Source organism: Curtobacterium sp. L1-20, from assembly GCF_048755855.1.
GTDB lineage: Bacteria > Actinomycetota > Actinomycetes > Actinomycetales > Microbacteriaceae > Curtobacterium.
The window spans coordinates 564842-581038 of sequence record NZ_CP151473.1; the positions used below are offsets into that span (position 1 = coordinate 564842).

At 67.5% G+C, this 16197-nt stretch carries 13 protein-coding genes; 5 read left to right on the forward strand and 8 right to left on the reverse strand.

All coding sequences use genetic code 11. The features are described 5' to 3' along the window. The first annotated feature begins 113 nt into the window (after window positions 1–113). Together AAEP86_RS04170 and AAEP86_RS04175 are read left to right on the forward strand one after the other, a co-directional pair. Entirely contained in the window at window positions 114–290 is a 177-nt protein-coding gene (locus AAEP86_RS04170; RefSeq protein ID WP_420369279.1) for a hypothetical protein, read from the forward strand. A gap of 196 nt (window positions 291–486) precedes the next feature. Continuing rightward, the gene (locus tag AAEP86_RS04175; RefSeq protein ID WP_420370444.1) at window positions 487–1542 is read left to right on the forward strand and encodes a PDDEXK nuclease domain-containing protein; all 1056 of its coding nucleotides are present in this window, start codon (window positions 487–489) and stop codon (window positions 1540–1542) included. A gap of 42 nt (window positions 1543–1584) precedes the next feature. Here the strand turns inward: AAEP86_RS04175 and AAEP86_RS04180 are convergent, their stop codons facing one another. The 7 genes from AAEP86_RS04180 to AAEP86_RS04210 form a co-directional block, all read right to left on the reverse strand. Then, window positions 1585–2505 carry an NAD(P)-dependent oxidoreductase gene (locus tag AAEP86_RS04180; RefSeq protein ID WP_420369280.1) on the reverse strand — a complete coding sequence of 307 codons (921 nt, stop codon included), beginning with the start codon at window positions 2503–2505 and terminating at the stop codon, window positions 1585–1587. A gap of 526 nt (window positions 2506–3031) precedes the next feature. Further along, complete coding sequence (locus AAEP86_RS04185; protein ID WP_420369281.1) at window positions 3032–3952, reverse strand: carbohydrate kinase family protein; 921 nt, start codon at window positions 3950–3952, stop codon at window positions 3032–3034. A 29-nt stretch (window positions 3953–3981) separates the two neighbouring features. Further along, window positions 3982–5079: a glycoside hydrolase family 172 protein gene (locus AAEP86_RS04190; RefSeq protein WP_420369282.1), complete on the reverse strand. Its 1098-nt coding sequence runs from the start codon at window positions 5077–5079 to the stop codon at window positions 3982–3984. Window positions 5080–5105: 26 nt separating this feature from the next. After that, the gene (locus AAEP86_RS04195; protein ID WP_420369283.1) at window positions 5106–6020 is read right to left on the reverse strand and encodes a carbohydrate ABC transporter permease; all 915 of its coding nucleotides are present in this window, start codon (window positions 6018–6020) and stop codon (window positions 5106–5108) included. Then, window positions 6020–6874 carry a carbohydrate ABC transporter permease gene (locus AAEP86_RS04200; RefSeq protein WP_420370445.1) on the reverse strand — a complete coding sequence of 285 codons (855 nt, stop codon included), beginning with the start codon at window positions 6872–6874 and terminating at the stop codon, window positions 6020–6022. The genes AAEP86_RS04195 and AAEP86_RS04200 overlap by 1 nt, the downstream gene beginning before the upstream one ends. A gap of 121 nt (window positions 6875–6995) precedes the next feature. Continuing rightward, window positions 6996–8318 carry an ABC transporter substrate-binding protein gene (locus tag AAEP86_RS04205; protein ID WP_420369284.1) on the reverse strand — a complete coding sequence of 441 codons (1323 nt, stop codon included), beginning with the start codon at window positions 8316–8318 and terminating at the stop codon, window positions 6996–6998. Between the two features lie 120 nt (window positions 8319–8438). Next, window positions 8439–9482: a LacI family DNA-binding transcriptional regulator gene (locus AAEP86_RS04210; protein WP_420369285.1), complete on the reverse strand. Its 1044-nt coding sequence runs from the start codon at window positions 9480–9482 to the stop codon at window positions 8439–8441. A 545-nt stretch (window positions 9483–10027) separates the two neighbouring features. Here AAEP86_RS04210 and AAEP86_RS04215 point away from each other — a divergent pair. Together AAEP86_RS04215 and AAEP86_RS04220 are read left to right on the forward strand one after the other, a co-directional pair. Then, entirely contained in the window at window positions 10028–10297 is a 270-nt protein-coding gene (locus AAEP86_RS04215) for a hypothetical protein (protein WP_420369286.1), read from the forward strand. Window positions 10298–10392: 95 nt separating this feature from the next. Continuing rightward, complete coding sequence (locus tag AAEP86_RS04220; protein ID WP_420369287.1) at window positions 10393–10773, forward strand: hypothetical protein; 381 nt, start codon at window positions 10393–10395, stop codon at window positions 10771–10773. Between the two features lie 218 nt (window positions 10774–10991). Here the strand turns inward: AAEP86_RS04220 and AAEP86_RS04225 are convergent, their stop codons facing one another. After that, window positions 10992–12506, reverse strand: a complete 1515-nt coding sequence (locus AAEP86_RS04225) for a LuxR C-terminal-related transcriptional regulator (RefSeq protein ID WP_420369288.1) — start codon at window positions 12504–12506, stop codon at window positions 10992–10994. A gap of 185 nt (window positions 12507–12691) precedes the next feature. Here AAEP86_RS04225 and AAEP86_RS04230 point away from each other — a divergent pair, with 185 nt between their 5' ends. Beyond that, window positions 12692–15988: a DUF7507 domain-containing protein gene (locus AAEP86_RS04230; protein WP_420369289.1), complete on the forward strand. Its 3297-nt coding sequence runs from the start codon at window positions 12692–12694 to the stop codon at window positions 15986–15988. Window positions 15989–16197 lie beyond the last annotated feature (209 nt).

Below are 16197 nucleotides of genomic sequence, written 5' to 3' on the forward strand. Positions count from 1 at the left end.
CGAGACTGGCGAACGCGGTCAGAGGAGGGCTTCGAATGCGGCATCTCCGCTGCCATCGGCGGCATCGGTGGTCGACTCATCAAGCCGTTCGGTTCTTTCTTGGGTCAGCGCTCGTGCTGCTGGCCATCGCTGCTGGCCTCTTCATCCGTAGTGCTCGCCTAGCGATCGGGACGGACGGTGTAGGGAAAGCACATGTGGAACGCGGGCGAGCAGCCCCTTGGTTCTGGGGGTCGATGCTGCTCGTCCTGATCGCTCTTATCGAGATCGTTCTCATCGTCGTCAAGTTCTGACGTCTGAGGATCACACCTCAGCGAGCGATTGTGGGCGGGACTCCCCCTTGAGGATTCAGGCTCACAACCGAGTGTCGCCATCAATTGCTTCTGGCTTCCAACACCGCAAACCGATTCCGAGAAGAAATACTATCGGAAGTGATACGGCAGGCGTGCCCAGTGCGGTCGCCAGCGGGAGTGAGGGCGCGTGGACGAGATGATCGAGCCGCTCGAGGCGAGCCCCGTGCCGCGTGCGCAGGAGCCTCACGCTCGGTTCACTGCGCAGCGCCGCGTGAACACGGAACTGATTCGTCTCTACTGGGGGATCGGCGCGACCATCCTGCAGCGCCAAGGCAACGAGGGGTGGGGCAGCAACGTCATCGGCCGGCTCGCGACGGATCTGCGCGGGGAGTTTCCGGAGATGAAGGGATTTTCGCGAGCGAACCTGTTTTACATGCGTCGGTTCGCGGGGGAGTGGGCGGCGGATGCAGTTGTCCAACGGCCTGTTGGACAACTGCCCTGGGGGCACATCACCGTCCTCCTCGACCGGCTCGACGACCACGAGCTCCGCAACTGGTACGCCGAACAGGCAGCGGCGCACGGCTGGTCCCGGAACGTGCTCGAGCACCAAATTCGAACCAACGCACACTCGCGGCTGGAAGCGGCGCCGTCGAACTTCCCGGCGACGCTGCCGCCGGGAGAGTCGGACCTGGCGCAGCAACTGACCAAGGACCCGTACGTGCTGGACTTCCTCGCCCTCGACGGGGACGCGAAGGAACGCCACCTCGAGCAGGCACTCGTCGACCGCATCATCGACACCCTCCGCGAACTCGGCGAGGGCTTCGCGTTCGTGGGCCGGCAAGTGCACTTCGACGTCGACGGTGACGACTTCTACGTCTTCTACGTCGACCTGCTGTTCTTCCACGTCGAACAGCTCCGCTACGTCGTCATCGAACTGAAGACCGGGAAGTTCAAGCCGGAATACCTCGGACAGCTCGGCTTCTACGTCGCCCTCGTCGACGACAAGCTGCGCCGGCACCAGCATGCCGACACTGTCGGCCTGCTGCTGGTCGCTGACAAGAACGACGCCGTCGTCCGGTACTCCCTCGCCGGCCAGCGGAACCCGATCGGCGTCGCCAGCTACGAGCTGCTCCCTCCGGCGGTGCGGGCCGCACTGCCGTCAGAAGCCGAGCTCGCCCAAGCGCTGCACCCATCGACGGATCTGCTGAACGGCAGCGCCGAAGCCGCCAGCACCGAGTCGAGCGGCCCGTGAGCGACGACGAGTCGTCAGGGTCATCTCAATAGCGTCTACGGATCACGCGGTGCGGAGCGTCCGATGGTTCTGGATCTCGAGCAGTCGGACGCCGAGGAGTTCGCCGAGGGTAGGTCCGAACCGGGCGAGCGCGGCGTCGTACTGGTGGAGCGACGCGTCGAGGACTGGTGTGTGGGTTTCGCCGGCGATCGCCCGGACTGTCCGCAGCTCGGTGACGAGACCGTCGATGCCGAAGGTGTCGAGGTCGTCGCCGGCGAGGAACCGGGGGAGGTGCTTGTCGGAGAAGGTGCTCGCTGCGGCAGTTCCGCGGAGGAGCTCCTGCATGTGCTCAGATGCGATGCCGGCGTGTTGGGCGACGAGGAGCGCTTCGCTGGTCGCGAGGGCGGATGCGCACCAGAGCGCGTTCACGAGCAGCTTCACCGTCTGCGCGTCCGCGGGGTCCTCGCTCACCGTGCGGACACCGCCATCGCCGGCGATCGTGGTCAGGACGGCTCGGACCCGTTCGACGGCGTTCGTCGGTCCCGCGACGAACAGCCGGAGTGTGCCGTGCTCGGCATCGTCGGGGGACCCACCCATGGGAGCGGCCACCAGGGCGATGTCGTAGCGGTCTGCCCTGCTCCTGGATCGTCGTGTCGTGTCCGGGTCGCCGGACGTGAGGTCGACCCAGACGGTCCCGGGACGGGCAGCCGCGAGCACCCGGTCGGTCATCGCGGACTCAGTCGCGGCGGCGTCCGGCAGGACGGTCAGGACCACGTCCGCCTCGCTCACCAGGGCGGCGAGATCGGGTTGCCATCCGCAGCCCACTGCTTCCGCGTCGGCTGCATGGCGGATGTCCCGGTCGTGTACCGACACGGACCACCCTGCGCCGGCGAGGCGGCGCAAGAGTGCGCTCCCCATGTGTCCGATACCTCCAATTCCGACACGGTTCGGCGCGTGGTCGGCCGGCGCCTTTGCAGCCATCATGCGACGAGCCTGGCAGAGCAGTGTCTACCGGTTACGCAGCTGCTCCAGGACCCGGCTGGCGACGTGTGATGATGCGTTAGAGACGGAAGTGGCGTCGATGCTCGATGCCGCTAGGAGTGATGACGTCGAAGTGCACGGTGAGGGGCTGTCGCTAATCGCCGTAGTAGTCGCCCCACTCATACAGGACGCTTCCGGGGACGACACCTCGTTCGGCCGCGACTGCTTGCTCGGCAAGGGCGATAAGGCGTTCCCGGTCGGTGCCCATGCTGAAACCTCGAGCGCTGACCCGTTGAGCTGCCCTGTACCCACTGACTGCAAGCGATTGCGACGGTATCGTCCAGCGCTGTGTTGGCTCACGCCTGCCCGCTGCTACGCAGGACAGCACCGCCTCGCTTCATCCTGCGCGAGCGCACGACGAGCTTCCGCATCTCCTCGGCAAGATTGGGCGGGCAGTGCATCCTGCTCGAGAGCGCCACTGGGGTAGTGCTCACCTCCCCGACGCCGGTTGGAACCGAGCGTGACCGAGCTACGTCACTGGTCCGGGGCGAGTGCGCATGCCCGGAGGTTGCTCGAGGAGTAGTTCCTCGCGGTAGGGCGGGTCTGCTCCGGGGCGGCTCACCGTGATGGTGGCACAGGCGAGCGCGAATCTGGCAAGCCGTTCCAGCTGGGCCGCGTCGGCGGATTCCGCGCGGTGTTGCTCGGCCAGCAGACCAGCTAAGAGTCCTGCCATGAAGGAGTCCCCTGCCCCGATCGTGTCGGCGACGTTCACCGGGGGTGCTGCCCACCGGGATCGAGCGATCGGCGAGGCGATGATGCATCCCGCTCCGCCGAGGGTGACCGCGGCGAGCCCGGCACCGCCTGCGAGGAGGCCGTCGAGGACCGCGTCCACGTCGCGTCCGGGCCAGAGCCAGGCGGCGTCCTCGTCGCTGAGCTTGACCACGTCCGCCTCGGCGAGCAGCGGAGTGAGCACGTTGAGGACCGCCGCCCGGTCCGGTGTGATGGAGGGCCGCACGTTCGGATCGAGCGAGACCAGGGTTCCGGCCGGGCGAGAGCGTACGGTCTCGAGGACGTGGGTTGCCCCCGGGGCGAGGACCGCACCGATCGACCCGGTGTGCAGCAGCGGTGTCCCGGCGGGGACGGTCACGGGCCCGAGCCGCCAGTCGAGGTCGAACGCGTAGGACGCGGCTCCCGCCGTGTCGATCGAGGCGATCGCCGTCGATGTCCGGCTGATCCTCGTCGCGTCGACCGTGGCGCCGCTCGCACCGACGTGGGTTCGGATAGCGCGCCCCCGGTCGTCGTCACCGAGTGCGCTGACGAGGCGTGCCGGGACGCCGAGTCGGGCGAGCCCGACCGCGACGTTCATCGGGCTGCCGCCGGGGTGCTCGACGCGCCCCGTGGCGCGGTCGATGACGTCGATCAGGGCTTCACCGAGGACGATCGTCTCCATCGGCCTGCTCGCCTGGTTCCGGACCGCCGTCACCTCGGGATACGAGCGGCAGCGGTGGGCAGGGTCGGGAACGGCGCGTGTGGTTCGGTCTGGTACCAGTACGCGACGGTGCTGATGTCGTCGGAGCGTTCGAACAGGCCGTGGTCCCAGGTGCCGATCTGCTGGACCGTGACGCGCAGGTCTTCCTCGAACCAGATCGGGTCGGGCAGGTGCCAGCGGTACACGGCGTGCATCGGCGCGACGGCGTGGATGAACTCGGATGCGCCGGTCGTGTCCCGGCTGCTGCAGAACGGGTACCCGAAGTACGGTGCGCTGAAGGTGAGCGGCACCGGTTCGGGGTTCGCTCGGAGCTCGTCTTGGAAGGCCCATGCGCCGCCGGCGTAGTCCTCGAGGCCGGTGCTGCACAGCGACGGGAGCGTGTCGTCCCCGTCGACGAAGAACTTCACCTCACCTTCACCCCACCAGAACCGGCTAAGGGAGGCCAGCGCGACGTAGGTGCCAAGGTAGCGGCCACGTCCGCGGACGCCGTCGAGGACGATGTGGTCCTCGCCGAGTGCCGTTGTGCCGTTCGAGCGTCGCCATTGTGCGTGGAAGTAGGGCGTGTCGGCGGGGACGTCGTCGCCGGTGGTCAGGTCGACCTGGAAGAAGACGTGCGACAGGTCGGCGCCGTGCTCGCTCGTCAGCGACAGGCGTGCGTGTTGACGGAACGGCATTGGGATGTAGCTGTTCATACCGCCCGTCGGCGCGACCGTGATCGGTTCCGAGGTCACCAATGCTCTGGTGGCGAAGCCGTTGCAGAAGAAGTCACCGAGGGGCACCTCCACGCTCGGTTCCTCTTCGCCGTCCCACCACGCGCGCAACACCAGGTCCCGCAGGACGAAGGGTCCCGCTTCGGTGCGGTCGGTGACCGTGATCCAGATGTGCCGGATCACCCCGGGGCCGTCGATGTCGACAAGGTCGAGCGTGCCGCCGGCCGGCAGCGCCGCCCAGGCGCTGCCCTTCCGGCCGGGACCGAGGTCGGACGACGCCGACGCGCCGCCGCCGAACGCTCCTGTCCGGTTCTCGGCGTTGATCGATCGGGAGCGCACGCCGGGCTGGGGTGCGAGTTCGGACAGTGCGGGGAGCATGGAGCCTCCGGTTCGTGGTGCGGTGGTCATTTGACGGCGCCGACGGTGACGCCGCGGCTGAGGGTGCGTTGGAAGATGAGGAAGAAGACGAGCGTCGGCAGCAGAGAGAGCAGTGAGCCGGCGTTCAGGGCGGTCAGGTTGATGCTGTTCTGCCCCTGCAGCGTCGCCAGAGCGATGGGCACGGTTTGTGCTGACTGGTCGGTGAGGAGCACGAGCGGGATGTAGAACTCGTTCCACGTCCAGACGAAGAAGAACACGACGAGAACCGACAACGTCGGCCGGAGGACGGGGAACACCACGGACCAGAGGATCCGAAACCGCCCGGCCCCGTCGAGCGCCGCGGCTTCGAGCAGTGACTGCGGGATCGTGCTCATCACGCTGGAGAGCAGGTACGTGCCGAACGCAGCCTGCAGCACGGTGAAGACGATCACCACGCTCCAGATCGTGTTGAATGTGCCGGTCGCCTGCGCGCCGTAGAAGAGCGGGTAGATCAGCGATTCCTGCGGGAGCATGGTCGCAAGCAGGAACACTGCGAGGATCCAGGTGCGCCCTCGGATCCGGCCAATGCCGATCCCGTAGCTCGTCACGAGTGCGAGCGCTGTGCCGAGGACGGCGACGAGCCCGGAGATGACTACCGAGTTGAGGAGCGCCCGCGGGTAGTTGACCAGCGAGAGGTATTGCTGGAAGGCCTCGGTGCTCAACCGCTCGGGCAACGAGAGCGGTCCGTGCGCGGAGTAGTCCGCGCCGGACTTGAACGCGTTGAGGACGAGGAGCAGCAGCGGCGCCAGCATGAACAGTGCGAACACGACCGCGACCGCGAGGACGACCCACCGGGTGACGCCGCGCTTCCGGGTGCGCCTTGCGGGCCGCTCCGTCGGAACATCCGGCTGGTCTCCGGGGCTACCCGGCGCTTGCTTGATGGTGGACAGTACGGAGCTCATCAGGCGTCCTTCCCTTCCGTGTCGCGGCGCTGGAGCCACATGAGCACGCCCGCGATGACGAAGATGACGATCGACATGACCGTCGCGATGGCGGACCCGTAGCCAACTTTCGACAGCTCGAAGAAGTTCCGGTACGAGTAATACGACGGCACGACGGTGGACCCTTCCGGGCCGCCGCCGGTGAGGATAAGGATCGGCGCGAAGACCTTGAGCGCGCCGACCGTCGCGGTGATGACGACGACGAAGACCTCGGGCCGGATCTGCGGCAGGGTGATGGCCGTGAATCGACGCCACCAGCCCGCGCCGTCCAGCGAGGCGGCCTCATAGAGCTCAGGGTCCACTCGTTGCAACGCCGCCATGAAGACGACGACCGGATATCCGATCTGCAGCCAGACGAGCACGAGCATCACCGCGTAGATGGCGATGTCTGGGTTACCGAGCCAGTCCGGCGGGCTGGTGTCTCCGAAGGCGGCGAGGACGCTGTTCAGCAGGCCGTTCTGTGTCGCGAGGACCCAGCTCCAGACGAAGCCGGCGACCGCGATCGGCAGAATCTGCGGCAGGTAGTACATCGCACGGAGGGTTGCGGCGACCTTCGGGCCGAACTCCCTGCCGAGGAAGTCGAACAGCATCGCGGCGAGGACGAGTCCGATGATGGTCGGTACCACGACGATGCCGACGATCATGAAGACGGAGTTCTTGAATGCCAGCCAGAACTGGGCGTCGGCGAGCAGGTCGACGTAGTTGCCGAGGCCGTACCAGCGCATCGGGGCGAGGCCGCCCTTCCACTGGAAGAAGCTGTACCAGACGTTCATCCCGAAGGGGACGAGGACGACGGCGAGGGTGCCGATAATCATCGGCACGAGGTACCACCAGTAGGAGTGCTGGCGGGTGCGTCTGTGGCGGAGCGCGAAGGTGGTCATGACGATCTCCTGGGGTGAGCGGGCACCGGCCGGTGCCCGCTCACTCGGTGTCGGGTCAGCCCTGGTCGACGGTCTTCTTGCCGTCGTCGTAGAAGGACTGGAGCTTGGACAAGTACTCGTCGGCGGTCTCGTTGCCGTTCGACATCGCCGACATGTTGTTCTGGATGAAGTCGAGGAACCCCGGGACGGGGTAGTCCGGGTAGAAGGTGAGGGTGTCGTCGCGGACAACCTCGTCGAACCGCTTCGTGTACGCCTTCGTCACCGGGTCGGAGATCTTCGCGGTGTCACCGGCAAGCGGCAGTCCGCCGAGTTCGCCGATCTTGTCCTGGACCTCCGGGCTGAGGGTCGTGTTGATCCAGTCGTAGGCGAGGTCCTTGTTCGCCGCCTTCGCCGGCACGCCCCAGAGGTGACCGGACGACCCCATGGTCATGTTCGCTCCGGGGAGGGTGAACGAACCCCACTTGAACGACGCCTGGTCCTTCACCCGGGCGAAGACGCCGTTGTTCCAGATGAGCATGCCCGTCTTGCCGCTGAGGAAGTTGACGTTCGCCTGCTCGAAGTTCAGGCCGCCGAGGTCCTTCCCGACGTAGCCCTTGTCGATCCAGTCCTGGAACTGCTGTGTGCCGGTCTTCCACGGGTCCTTCGAGAAATCGACCTTGCCCTTGAGGAACATGAAGTCGTCGATGTCCTTTCGGTCCGCCGCCGCGGAGACGAGCGAGTACCAGATCCACATCTGGTTGAAGCCTTGATTGACCGCCGCCGACGACGAGATCGGGGTGATGCCGGCGGCCTTGAGCTTCTCCAGGGCGGCGACGAAGTCGTCCATCGTCCTCGGCTCGGCCGTGATGCCGGCCTGCTGGAACTTGTCCTTGTTGTAGTAGAAGGTGACGTACTCGCCGACGTTCGGGATGCCGTACCAGTTGCCGGAGCCGGCCTTGCCCTGCTCGTCGTACTTGGCGAACGATTGCATCGATCCGGTGACCTTGTCCTCCCACTTGTACTTCTTCACCGCGTCGTCGAGGTTCTCGAGCAGCCCTTGGCTGGCGAGTTGGCCACCGTCGGCGTTGCCCTTGTTGAACTCGACAACGTCGGGCACCTTGTTGCCGCCGAGCACGAGCTTGGCGTTCTTCCGGAATCCGTCGAAGCTCGTCGTCTGGAACTTCACGTCCACATCGGGGTGCTTCTTCTTGAAGATCTGCAACGCGAGCTGCCAGCCCTGGCCCTGGGCGGTGGTCTTGTCTTCGTATTGCATGATCGTGAAGTTCTTGCCGTCCGATCCGGAACCGGAGGCGCTGCAGCCGGTGAGGGCGGCTGCAGCGAGTGCGATCGTGGCGATGGCGGCGGTCCGGAGGGCCCGTCGGCGAGTGGTGCGGTGCATGGTGCAGCTCCTTTGCTGAGGTCGCGGCCGGGCACGCGTGGGCGCGCTCGACCACCACGACGTGCCGCGCACGTCGTGTTCGGGTGAGGGGCGAGAAGAGAGGTGGCGCTCGATCCGGGATCAGGGCGGATCGCGCGGTGGTGCGACCGAGCCGCGCACCACGAGCGGGCAGTGCATGCGAAGCCCGACAGGGTCGGCTCCCCGCTCCGTCGCGCCCTCGATGTAGGCGAGGACACGTTCGACGGCCCAGTCGCCCATTGCCCGGTGAGGCAGCTGGACGGTTGTCAGGCCGGGATCGAGTGCCGCGGCGACGAACTCCTGGTTGTCGAACCCCACGATCGACATGTCACTCGGGATCGACAGGCCGAGCGATCGAGCCACCTGGTAGAAGCCCATCGCAATCTGGTCCCCGAAGCAGAACACCGCCGTGGGGCGCTCGGGCGCCGGCCGGTCGAGCAGGACACGTGCCGGCGGGATAGCGTCGGGGGTCGCCGCGTCGACCGCGGTCACCAGCAGTCCGGGATCGGCTGGCAGCCCCGCCTCGGCGAGGGCGCGGAGGTAGCCGCGGGTGCGCAGCGCGTCAGCCACCGGGTAGGCGCTGACGGTGCAGAAAGCGATGCGCTGGTGCCCGGCCTCGATGAGGTGCGTTACCGCCTCGAACGCGCCGCGCTCCTCATCCGGCACGACGAAGTCAGCGCTCGGACCGGCGTCCTCAGGTCGACCGTCGAGCACCACGACCGGCGTCGTCGCCGGCACCTGCGGAACCGTGAGCTCGCGGTGGAAGGTTGCCGCGACGATGAGCCCGTCGACGTTGCGCTGCAGCAGCGACTGCACCGCCGGCGTTTGTAGGTCCTCGTTTCCACCGGTATCGACGAGCATGAGGACATATCCGTGCCGCCACGCAGCCTCTTGGGCGCCGGCGAGCATTGCGCTCGAGAACGGCACCGTGGCGACTCGATCGGACACGACGCCGATGGTCCGTGTCTGCTTCGACTTCAGCGAACGCGCGAGCTGGTTCGGAACATAACCGAACGTGTCGGCGAGCTCCCGGATTCGCGCAGCTACCACGGCGTTGACACGTCCTGCGTCACGGCCGTTCAGCACGAGCGACACCGACGATACGGACACACCCACCTGGGTGGCGATGTCCTTCATCGTCAACATGTCCGCTCCTTCGCGTCGACCGATTGACGATGAGCGTCAATCGATTGATGTGACGGTAGGAGCGTCAAACGCGTTGACGCAAAACGCCGTTATGAGATCGTGACTCTGGCTTCGAGGTCGATGAGGACGAGCTCCTGTCGGCCGTGGGCGGTCAGCTCGATAGGGCATCGCGTGGGGGGAAGCCGCAGCGGCCACCAAGACGGGCGACGACGAACAGTGCTGGGGACGAGCAGCCAGTGAGCCAGCCTGACCGCTGATCCTGATTGGTCGCAGGACCAAGGCGCAATGGACGTCAGGGCTCACCTCGGTCCTGCGAAACGGTGCGGATCGCGACGGCAGTTTCCTCCGCCCGGTTCGAGGGCTAGGGGAGAGTTGAAGGCCGCGTCCAGAACGAGCCATCCCGGCGCGGCGACACCGAACAGCAGCACGATCGCCACTGACCAGGCAACAGCCGCCGCGGCGGTTGGCCTCGCCCGAGGCTCATCGGATTCAAGACCTCAGCCGAGGGTGATCGCGACGACGGCACGACCGCGGCGGTTGACGTCGTGTTCGCAGAGCCACCCCTCGAAGCGAACGACGGCCTCCTGCGACAGCTCGGCGCGGAACAGGGCGAGTCTCCCTTCGGGCCGTGGACCACCGTCGACGCGGCAGGAAGAACCAGCGTCCCTGGCATTTGGGCGGTCGGGAACGCCGCGAACCCGACCGCGCTGGTCCCCATCGCTGCTGGCACCGGAGCGACGGCAGCGCTGGCCGTCAACGCCGAACTCGTCGCCGCGGAAATCGCCGCGACATCCAGCAAGGTCGTGTCTCGTTGACCCATCGGCTATTGAGACGGTGTCGTCCGGTTGGATGATGCGGGTCGATCTGTCGCCGGACGCGGCCGTTCGCGGCTATCTGGTGCAGTGGTGGCATGAGCAACTTCGTGAGGTCGGGTTCGGTCGCTGCTGTAGTCGTTGTCGCTGCGGTCGGGGCGCTGACGGGATGCTCGGCGCAGGCGGCTTCTTCGACGGTTGAGTACCGGGTGACGACGTCGGCCGAGCAGCTCGGGGCGGTGAGGTATCACACGGTGCAGCCGGGTGCTGGGGCGGTGGACTTCGCGGACACGGTGCGGAAGCAGTCGTGGTCGAAGACCGTTGACGGGGGCCGCTCACCGAGCGTGACGGTGACGGCACCGCTGCGTGGGGAAGTCACGTGTGAGATCCGCGACGCCGACGGGAAGGTGCTCGTCCGGGAGCAGGGGAAGGATGGGGCGACGGCGAAGTGTGCTGCGGGGGAGCGGTTGCCGTCCTGACGGGTGGTCTGCGGGTGGGGGCGGAGCGCCCCCCCATGTTGGTTCGTTCCGCCCCCGGACAGGGAGCCGGCGCCCGTGCGACACCGCTCAGGGGCGGAGGCTTCGGGCGCCGGCGGGAAGGGGATCAGGCCCTCCGTCAGTAACGGTACGGCGAACCCTGCCGCGGACGTGTTCGGTGTCGGGGTGGAGATGTGTCGCTGCGAGGTGGAATCTCGCCGCTAGCGCTCAGTGGGGCGGCCGTGTGTGAGCCCGGCGCGGTGAGCGTAGTCAACGGCTTGCGCGCGGGAGTTGACGTCGAGCTTCCGGTAGACCGACTTCGTCGTGCTCTTCATCGTGTTGATGCTGATGAACAGCGTCGATGCGATCTCGGAGGCAGTGAGGTCGGTGGTGAGCAGCGCGAGGATGTCGTTCTCACGGCGGGTGAGCTCGTGCAGGTCGCGTCGAGCGGAGCCGATCCGGGTTGCGGTGCGGGTGTCACCGCCGGTGAGTTGGACGAGCTGCTCGAGCTCTGCTGGGGCGATTGCTTCGTAGCTGGCGTGCATGCCGGCGTGCTGGATCAGTGCGTCCGCGCGGGTGAACGCGTGGGTGGCGGTCTCGGTGTAGCCGAGGGCGTGCGCGGCGGCCGCATGGATGAGGAGGGCGTTGGACTGCAGGCGTGGTTCGATGCCGTCCTCGGTGACGGGGGCGGAGAAGTCCAGCGCCACCCGGTGGCGGCGTTGAACCTGTGCGATCGCCGCTGCGATGACGCGGTCGGAGCCGGACAGGTCGACGAGCGAGTCGAGGTCGTCCAGGATGCGGCCGCGGAGCAGGAGCACCCGGACGCGGGCGGCGCGGGCGAGGCGCCCATCGACGCCAGCCGAGCGGAGCACGGGGTGGGCTTGGAGGTGGAGCTCGAGGCGGGACTCCGTGACGGCCGCGTCAGCGACGTTGTGGGCGTACATGGACCTGACCCACATCGCTGGCGCCCAGTACTCACCGAGCCCGAGCGTCTCGGCTTCGTCGAGGAGCACTGCAGCGCCGGGGAGGTCGTCCCGGTCGACGCGCATCAGCGCTTCCGTGACGAGGAGCGCGGCGTCGTACCGGCTGTCGGTGACGCCTTCCCCGTACGCGCGCTGCACCCAGGTGGTGGCGATGTCGGTTCGACCGCGTTCGGCGTGCAGCCATGCCGACGATGCGGCGGCGCGGCGGGCGATGTAGGGCTGTCCGGTGGCGCGGGCGAGGTCGTAGGCGCGTTCGTACTCCACGGCCGCGCGAGGCACGGCTGCGGCGTCGAGGGAACGGGCCCACTGCATCCGCAGGTGCGCCATCGACTTCGCGATGTCCGCCACCTCGTTCAACGGTGCGGCGGCAGCGAGGGCGAGGGCGTCTTCCGCGATCCGGGCCGCTTCGGCAGAGTCGTCGCGGGTGCGGGCGGCGGCGGAGTCCGCAGTCATCTGGATCAACCGCTGGAATGCCGACTGCCCAACCGGGGCTGCCGGGGGATGCTCCAACGCCGGGTGCACCCGGCCGGGATCGCCGCCGGCGACGACGTGGGAGAGGTGGTGCGCCGCGACGAGCAGACCCGGGTTCCGGATGACTGCTTCGCTCGGCAAGATCTTGATCGCCGCGAGCAGGTGGTCAGGGGCGGTCGCAGCGAGTTCATCCCACCGGTCCTCGATGAGCGCGGCGGCGGCGTCGACACCGATTGTCCGAGCGGCCTCGTCAACAGCGGAAGGGAGGTCGGTTGGGTTCACTGATCATCACCTGTCGTCCCACACATAGCGTTCACAGATTCCCACGCGAACGCACTCGACGAAACCATTGCCACGCACGTCCCCCTGCCCGAGGCACACGGACTCCATCGACCAGGGTGGAAAGGTCGACCGCTAGGGGGGAATCAGACCCCATCCCCTAGTTCCAAGGTTGCTCTCAGGTTTTGATGACCGAGAAGCGCTCGAACCGGAGTGCGCCGCGATGTTGCGGTATCGGATCGATCAAGGGGATCAACGTGAATCTGCACTGGCCAGGAGCGCAGAGCCGCTCACCGCGCACGACGAAGCGGCGGGGGGTGTTCTCGCTGCGGTCGCGGCCGTTGCAAGTCGTCGCTGGAGTCGGCGCGCTCGCATTGACGGTCTCGACGCTCACGGCGACGGCGCTGCTTGCTGGACCTGCTGCGCCCGCGCAGGCAGCTCCCGGCAATCCGGGCACGCCGACCGCCGGGACGACGGTGTTCTCCGAGGACTTCCAGAACGCCACCGTGTCACCGGTGCAGTCCCTGAACCAGTACACCGGCGCGTCGGGTCAGAAGTACACGGCGAACGCGCGCTGGTTGGACTACTGCAACGGTCTGATCGCATCCGCGGCGCAGTCGACCACTGATGCGCGCGGTGTGCAGATCTGCCGGCAGGAGTCCTCTGGCGCGCCGAGTCAGGCGAACTGGAACAGTGTTCAGCAGCTGTCCCAGGTGCTCGGCCTGTACCAGGGGCAGTCCGCTGCGGCGTCGGTGAACAACTTCGCGAACAGCGCCTACACGTCCAACGAGCCGCAGGTTGGCCCGAACCTGGTCGAGTTCCAGACGGCGACGAACGTTCCGTTCACGGCCAGCAACCGGTTCCTCGCCTTCAGCGTCGACGTTGCAGCGCTGAACTGCACGTTCCCGCAGGCCGCGCACCCCGTGCTGCAGTTCCAGCTCCTCGATCAGGGCGGATCCGCCACGAATGCCGGCAGCCCGATCGACGCGTGCGCGACCGGACAAGCGATCACCGCGCCGGCGCTCGGGAACCGCCCCGCGCAGACCGCCAACGTGGGCACCTACACGTCCAACGGCGCCGTCCTGTTCTCCGGCTCCTCGGTCGGTATCCGCATGATCAACGTCGGTGGTGAGTCGTTCGGCAACGACCACTCCTTCGACAACATCCGGATCCTCGACGTCACCCCGCAGCTGGACAAGTCGTTCAGCCCCGCCGTCGTCCCGACCGGTGGCACGTCGACCCTGACCTTCACGGTCACCAACACGAGCGAGCTCGGTTCCAAGGCCGGGTGGAGCTTCACCGACGCCCTGCCCGCAGGGCTGACCGCGACCGGCGGCGCCGTCGGCGGCACCTGCGATGCAGACACCTCGGCCCGAGCTGGGGCCACGTCGCTGGCGATCACGGACGGTAACCTCGCTGCCGGTGAGACCTCCTGCACGATCACCGTCCCGGTGACCGCGACCACGGCCGGTAGCTACACGAACGGGCCGGACAACGTGACCACGAACGGGCTGAACCCGCCCGCGGACACGACGGTGACGTTCGAGTCGCCGGCGTTGACCCTGGTCAAGCGCGCTGGCACGCCGGTCGACGTCAACGGTGACACCATCACCGACGCGGGTGACTCCATCAAGTACACGTTCACCGTCACCAACAGCGGTGACGTTCCCGTGGACGCTGTGGCGGTCAACGACCCGAAGGCCGGCGCGGTCACCTGTGAGGCGGCGACCCTCGCTCCGGGCGCATCGACCACGTGCGCTGCAGACAACCCGTACACGATCACCGCCGCGGACGCTGCATCGGGTTCGGTGGACAACACCGCGACCGCGACCGGCACCTCCCCGACCGGTGGCACGGTGACGTCCCCTCCGGCGTCGACGAGCACGCCGGCCGTGACTGCCCGTCCGGGGCTGACCGTCGTGAAGTCGGCGGACCCGTCCGGGCCGGAGAGCTTCCGACCGGGGCAGGTCATCACGTACCACTTCACCGTGACGAACACCGGCAACCTGCCGATGAACGACATCACCATCAACGAGGGCGACTTCACCGGCACCGGTGACCTCTCCGCGATCGAGTGCCCGGCGACGTCCCTCGCCGCCGGCCGGGACATGGTCTGTGACGCGACCTACACGTTGACCGCGGCCGACGTGGACGCCGGGTCGGTGCGGAACTCCGCGACCGCGACCGGTAACCCGCCCGGGGACGACACTCCGCCGGTCACCACGCCGCCGTCGGAGATCACCATCCCCGTCCCGGCGCAGCCGGGCCTGTCGGTGGTCAAGTCTGCCGACGTGAAGGAGATCACGAAGGCCGGCCAAAAGGTCACCTACTCGTTCAAGGTCACCAACACCGGCAACGTCACCATCCGCAACGTCGTGGTGAACGACACCGACTTCTCCGGCACCGGCGAACTCGGCGAGATCACCTGCCCCGAGACGACCCTCGCAGCCGGCGCAGCGGAGACCTGCACGGCCGAGTACACGGTCACCCAGGCGGACGTGAACAACTCCGACTCGCTGACGAACACGGCGACCGCCGGCGGGAACCCGCCGACTGGTGACCCGATCGTGTCGATCCCGTCGAGCTCGAACGTTCCGATCACCCGGGCTCCGGGTCTGAAGATCGTGAAGAGCTCCGACGCGGAAGCAGCGAAGGTCGGGCAGACGATCACGTACTCGTTCCTGGTGACCAACACCGGCAACGTGACCGTGACGAATCCGCGCGTCGACGAAGGTGCGTTCTCCGGCACCGGCCAGCTCGCACCGATCACGTACCCGGCGACGGTGACCCTGCAGCCGGGCGAGTCGGTGACGTACACGACCACCTACACGGTGACGCAGGCGGACGTGAACTCCGGCAAGCTGTCGAACACGGCTACCGCGACCGGTGACTCGCCGCCTGGCACGAGCATCCCGCCGACCCCGCCGTCGACGGTCGTCGTCGTGACCGACCCGAAGCCGGCTCTGACGGTCGTCAAGACCGCCGACGTCACCAAGATCACCACGGTGGGTCAGAAGGTCACGTACTCGTTCCTGGTGACCAACACCGGCAACGTGACGGTCACCGACCCGACGGTCGAGGAAGGCGACTTCTCCGGTCACGGGAAGCTGTCCTCGGTCACCTGCCCGTCGGATGACGTCACCCTCGAGCCGGGCGATTCGGAGATCTGCACCGCTACCTACACGGTGGTCGCAGCCGACCTCGCCGCTGGCTCCGGGAAGCTCACCAACACCGCCACGGTGACCGGTGACCTCCCGGGTGGCGGGTCGCTGACCTCCACGCCGTCGACTTCGACGGTGGTCCCGGACCCGCCGGCGAACCCGGTGGTGGCAGGCACGACGCCGCGGCCCGGTCAGCTGGCGTTCACGGGTACGGAGCTCGTCGGCCCCGGTACCGGTCTGGCGCTGATGCTCCTCGCCCTCGGTGGTGGGCTGCTGATCGTCCGTCGTCGCCGCCAGCAGGGTGACGAGACCGACAACGCCTGACGAGTTCAGGGTCCGGCCGGCACGGGCTCGCACACACGGTGCGTGCCGGCCGGACCCCGGATGACCGTCACCGGGCCTGACCCCGGTGACGGTGCCCCTCAGGACAGGACCTGAGGCCCTGGGACTTCACCACTCCCGAACCATGATCGGCGGGCCGCGCCTCCTTGCGGCCCGCCGATCGTGCTCCCACCACCTTCCACTCCTGGCGC

Excerpts from the sequence above, each read along its gene's own strand:
- AAEP86_RS04185 (WP_420369281.1), bottom strand. The coding sequence starts at position 3,952 with ATGGAGACGATCGTCCTCGGTGAAGCCCTGATCGACGTCATCGACCGC.
- AAEP86_RS04220 (WP_420369287.1), top strand. The coding sequence starts at position 10,393 with ATGAGCAACTTCGTGAGGTCGGGTTCGGTCGCTGCTGTAGTCGTTGTC.
- AAEP86_RS04175 (WP_420370444.1), top strand. The coding sequence starts at position 487 with ATGATCGAGCCGCTCGAGGCGAGCCCCGTGCCGCGTGCGCAGGAGCCT.
- AAEP86_RS04205 (WP_420369284.1), bottom strand. The coding sequence starts at position 8,318 with ATGCACCGCACCACTCGCCGACGGGCCCTCCGGACCGCCGCCATCGCC.
- AAEP86_RS04195 (WP_420369283.1), bottom strand. The coding sequence starts at position 6,020 with ATGAGCTCCGTACTGTCCACCATCAAGCAAGCGCCGGGTAGCCCCGGA.
- AAEP86_RS04180 (WP_420369280.1), bottom strand. The coding sequence starts at position 2,505 with ATGATGGCTGCAAAGGCGCCGGCCGACCACGCGCCGAACCGTGTCGGA.
- AAEP86_RS04200 (WP_420370445.1), bottom strand. The coding sequence starts at position 6,874 with ATGATTATCGGCACCCTCGCCGTCGTCCTCGTCCCCTTCGGGATGAAC.
- AAEP86_RS04210 (WP_420369285.1), bottom strand. The coding sequence starts at position 9,482 with ATGTTGACGATGAAGGACATCGCCACCCAGGTGGGTGTGTCCGTATCG.
- AAEP86_RS04190 (WP_420369282.1), bottom strand. The coding sequence starts at position 5,079 with ATGCTCCCCGCACTGTCCGAACTCGCACCCCAGCCCGGCGTGCGCTCC.
- AAEP86_RS04230 (WP_420369289.1), top strand. The coding sequence starts at position 12,692 with ATGACCGAGAAGCGCTCGAACCGGAGTGCGCCGCGATGTTGCGGTATC.